The following is a 3,831-nucleotide window of genomic DNA, read 5'->3' as shown; positions in this document are numbered from 1 at the left end:
TTCCAAGACAAAACACGCTTTTTAGAACTCCTGCTCAAGGTGACCTACGCTACCGTCTTCGCCGATGCCTTCTGCCACCAGGCGGAAACGCTTGGTGAAATCGTTGTTATAAAATTCCACCCTGGCAGTATGTGTGAGGGTATCTATTACTACGTTCGGGTTCCAGTAAAGGGTGAGGCGTTTATCAGGTAATGCGTGTACTTCTTTTTTCACGGAGTAGTCCGGTGAATAGAACTGTTTCACGATCTGGTAACCGGCCTTTTTATACAACTTGAAGCCCCGGATGCTCGGATCATTTTTCGGTGTGTTATCGCCACCTTTTTTGGTGTATACTGCGATGGCGCCATTAGCACCGCCGAAGCCACCCATAAACGGAGGGCGGAATACTTTAATGAGCGCAATGTCCTGGATGGAGAGGGTGCTCAGCATACTCACGTCCGATTGCATTTCATTGAGGTAGAGCCCTGGCGCACCACCACGCCAGGAGAGCGTTGGATTGTTATAGTCGCCGGTGATTTGCAGCCCCGCTACTTTTGATTGCAGGTATTGGAATACGTTGAGCGCAATAGGGGTTTCTTTTGTTAAGTCGAAAGAGTAGCCGTCGCCGCCGGAGAACATCCCGGAGGCATAACGTTTCTCTGTAGTTTCTTCGGGCTTCACTTTTTTCGCATTTACATTTACTTCCTGCAGGTATACCGTTTTATTATTGATAGAACGGTTTACCTTATTGCCTTCCGCGGCATTGGCGAGGAATTGTTTCAGTGCATTGTTATCCACCGCAGGTGGTACACGCAGCGGGAAGGGAATTTTAATTTGTGTAGGACGTTCAAAGAAGTGATTATCGAACTTCACATTCACATCCACGCCTTTTTTTACGAGGTCATTGCCCTGGTAATAGATGTAAGCGGTATCCGGGAATACCATGTTAGCCATTTCAAACTGTCCTTTATCGTTTATGGGGGTGGAGGCGAACATGGAGGAACTGTCTATCGGCAGGCGAATGATCATATCCAGTTTACCGGTAGGCATTGGCCGGCCGTTAAGCATGGTGGCTACGCCTTTCATGAGCAGGCCCTGTTCGTACGGGAACCTTACTTCAGGAAATTCGTTGTTAACGATTTTCTCCCAGCTGAACCGTCTCCATCCGTTGGTCATCATTACCAGGTCCAGTGCTTTCAGCGTTGAATCGGCATCGTTGCGGAAGTACCAGGATGGATTGTAGATATATCCTTTGATATCGGAGGTAAGCAGGAAGCTGGAAATGATATTGTTCGAGTTTTTATCTACCGGCACTGCGTCTGCATCCGTGATGGAGATGGAGATATTGGTTTGCATGGTGTCCGGTAATCTCAGTTCGAAGGCGTTCTTCGTTCTGGGTTCCTTGTGGGTATCCGCATCCAGTACATCTATCTGCATCAGGTCATTTTTGCGTACAAAGGCCAGTCGCTCTGCGAGGGGCATCCCTGATTTTGCAAAAAGAGTGATTTGAATAATACCGGAGGGAAGATGATCAGCGGGAATGAATCCGCTGATGCGGCCTTCACCTACATCGAGGTTGGCTTTATACACCAGTTGGCTGCCCATCTGGCCAATGATCACCAGGTCGTTTACGGAGGTATCGGTTACATTACCGGGCACGGCCTGGTAAAATATGCGGTTGCCTTTATTGAATACTTTCAGGGATGCGCCGGAAGCTGCAGCAGCGGGGAGAGGCACTGTTTTGGTTTGTCCCTTGCTGTTTTTTACGGTAGCCTGGAAGATGTCCTGCGCGTTGGCGGGAGTGATTTCGAAAGAACCCATACCATCATGTATGGTTTTGATCACAGCGCTGCTGGCGCCTTTGGCGTCTTTTACGGCGCCGGATATCTCTACCGGGTACCCGTTATTATCGATGGCTTTAAAAGCCACTACGTTTGGCTGGCCTACGATGAGATTACCGCCTTCGGGAAAGAACTGCACTGCAAAGTCGGGAGTGGTGGCGCTGTCTGTTTCCGGTTGTGTTTTCTTTGAGGGGTCAAAGATTTCAATGGTCCGGGTATAACTGAAGGCAGGATCGAAGTTGAGCATCCAGGCGGTATAGGCCCGGAGCTGGTATACGCCTGCCTTTTGTGTTTCCGGCAGGTCGAAGTTACCGGGTGCGCCGGCATTGCCAACGGCAAACAGTTTCTTCTGCACAATGTTATTATTTTTATCCAGCAGTTCCACGTACAGGTTAGTAGCGGTGGTAGCGGGCATTCCCTGCAGGGTAAGGTAGGCTTTGAACCAGATGGTTTCGCCGGCTGCGTAGTAGTCCTTATCAAGATGGAGGTACACCTTTTCGGCCGGGTAACGGCTGCCGAACGTTTGTAACGCCTTTATAATGCGGTCGGACCAGTCAGTAGGACGCGTTTGAACAGCCAGTGCACTCATTACGCCGCCTAACATCACGGCTGGTATTATCCATTTCAGAAATTGTCGCTTTTTCTTCAGGTTCGATTGCATGCAATATAGTTTGAGCGGGTATAATATATGTCAAAAATATAAACTTTGGAAGATTAATCAGTAAGATTACGGCAGGTTTGTTATTATTGCGTGTTCAACCTACGGTTTTAACAAGATTTTAATGAGTTCAGGAAAGAAACGTTTAGTGATAGCTGGCGGCGGTGCTGCCGGTTTTTTTTGTGCAGTGAACGCGGCCCGGTTGAGCCCTGGCCTGGAGGTGGTACTGCTGGAAAAAACAGGAAAGCTGTTATCGAAGGTAAAGGTGAGCGGGGGCGGACGTTGCAATGTTACTCACAATGCGCCGGATATTACGTACATGGCTAAACGCTATCCCCGGGGCCAGAACTTTGTAAAGAAATCCTTTTCCCGCTTCTTTGTGCCCGATACCATTGCCTGGTTCCGGGAAAGAGGGGTGGTGCTGAAGGCGGAAGAAGATGGCCGCATGTTCCCTGTAACAGACGATTCGCAGACGATCATCGACTGCCTCCTGCGGGAAGCAGATAAATACCATCTCACCATACGCACCCATACGGAAGTTACTTCCTTCAAAAAGGACAACGATGGGCGCTGGCGCCTTCAATTACAGCAGGGGCCGGACCTTATGGCCGATTATTTATGCATAGCCGCAGGTGGCTACGCGCAGGCGGCAAAATTTGCCTGGCTGGAACAAACAGGGCATAGCATTGTACCCCCGGCGCCATCCCTGTTTACCTTTAATATGCCTGGCAACCCGGTTACCAGCCTGATGGGAGTGGCCACCATTGCACAGGTAAAAGTGGCGGGTACCAAACTCCAGGAACAGGGCCCTTTGCTGATCACCCACTGGGGGATGAGCGGTCCGGCGGTATTACGGTTGTCGGCCTGGGGGGCCAGGGAACTGCAGCAGCTGCAGTATACTTTTACCGCCATTGTAAACTGGATCCCGTCTTATAATGAAAACACCCTGCGGGAGCAATGGCAGGACCTGCGCTTTGAATTAGGGAAGCAAAAGATATACAATAAAAATCCTTTCGGCCTGCCGCAGCGGCTCTGGCAATTCCTGCTGCAACAGGCCGGTGTGGGGGAAGAAATGAGATGGGCAGACGTACCGGCGAAAGACCAGAACCGTTTGATGAAACTATTGGTAGGCATGGAGTTCCCCGTGAAGGGCAAAACTACCTTTAAGGAAGAATTTGTGACCTGCGGCGGCGTTACCCTCAGCGAAATAGACCCGGCTACCATGGAAAGCCGGTTGGTACCCAACCTTTTCTTCGCCGGGGAGGTAATGGATGTAGACGGGATCACGGGCGGGTTCAATTTTCAACACGCATGGACGAGCGGCTTTGTTGCGGCTGGTGCCATTGCGTCGCG

2 protein-coding genes are annotated in these 3,831 nt (G+C 50.3%); one reads left to right on the top strand and one right to left on the bottom strand.

From position 1 onward, the window contains the following. Nucleotides 1-21 precede the first annotated feature (21 nt). Nucleotides 22-2,481 carry an MG2 domain-containing protein gene (locus tag VN105_RS11690; protein WP_325641028.1) on the bottom strand — a complete coding sequence of 820 codons (2,460 nt, stop codon included), beginning with the start codon at nt 2,479-2,481 and terminating at the stop codon, nt 22-24. A gap of 121 nt (nt 2,482-2,602) precedes the next feature. Here VN105_RS11690 and VN105_RS11685 point away from each other — a divergent pair. Further along, a partial coding sequence (locus tag VN105_RS11685) for an NAD(P)/FAD-dependent oxidoreductase (RefSeq protein ID WP_325641026.1) occupies nt 2,603-3,831 on the top strand: 1,229 nt, incomplete at its 3' end.

The organism is Chitinophaga sp. (genome assembly GCF_035564935.1).
Taxonomy (GTDB): domain Bacteria; phylum Bacteroidota; class Bacteroidia; order Chitinophagales; family Chitinophagaceae; genus Chitinophaga.
Note: the sequence above shows the minus strand (reverse complement) of the source record. Positions and strands in the feature narration are given on the sequence as shown.

What these genes read in the sequence shown, in the direction of transcription:
- VN105_RS11690 (WP_325641028.1), bottom strand. Translation starts at nt 2,481, where the DNA reads ATGCAATCGAACCTGAAGAAAAAGCGACAATTTCTGAAATGGATAATA.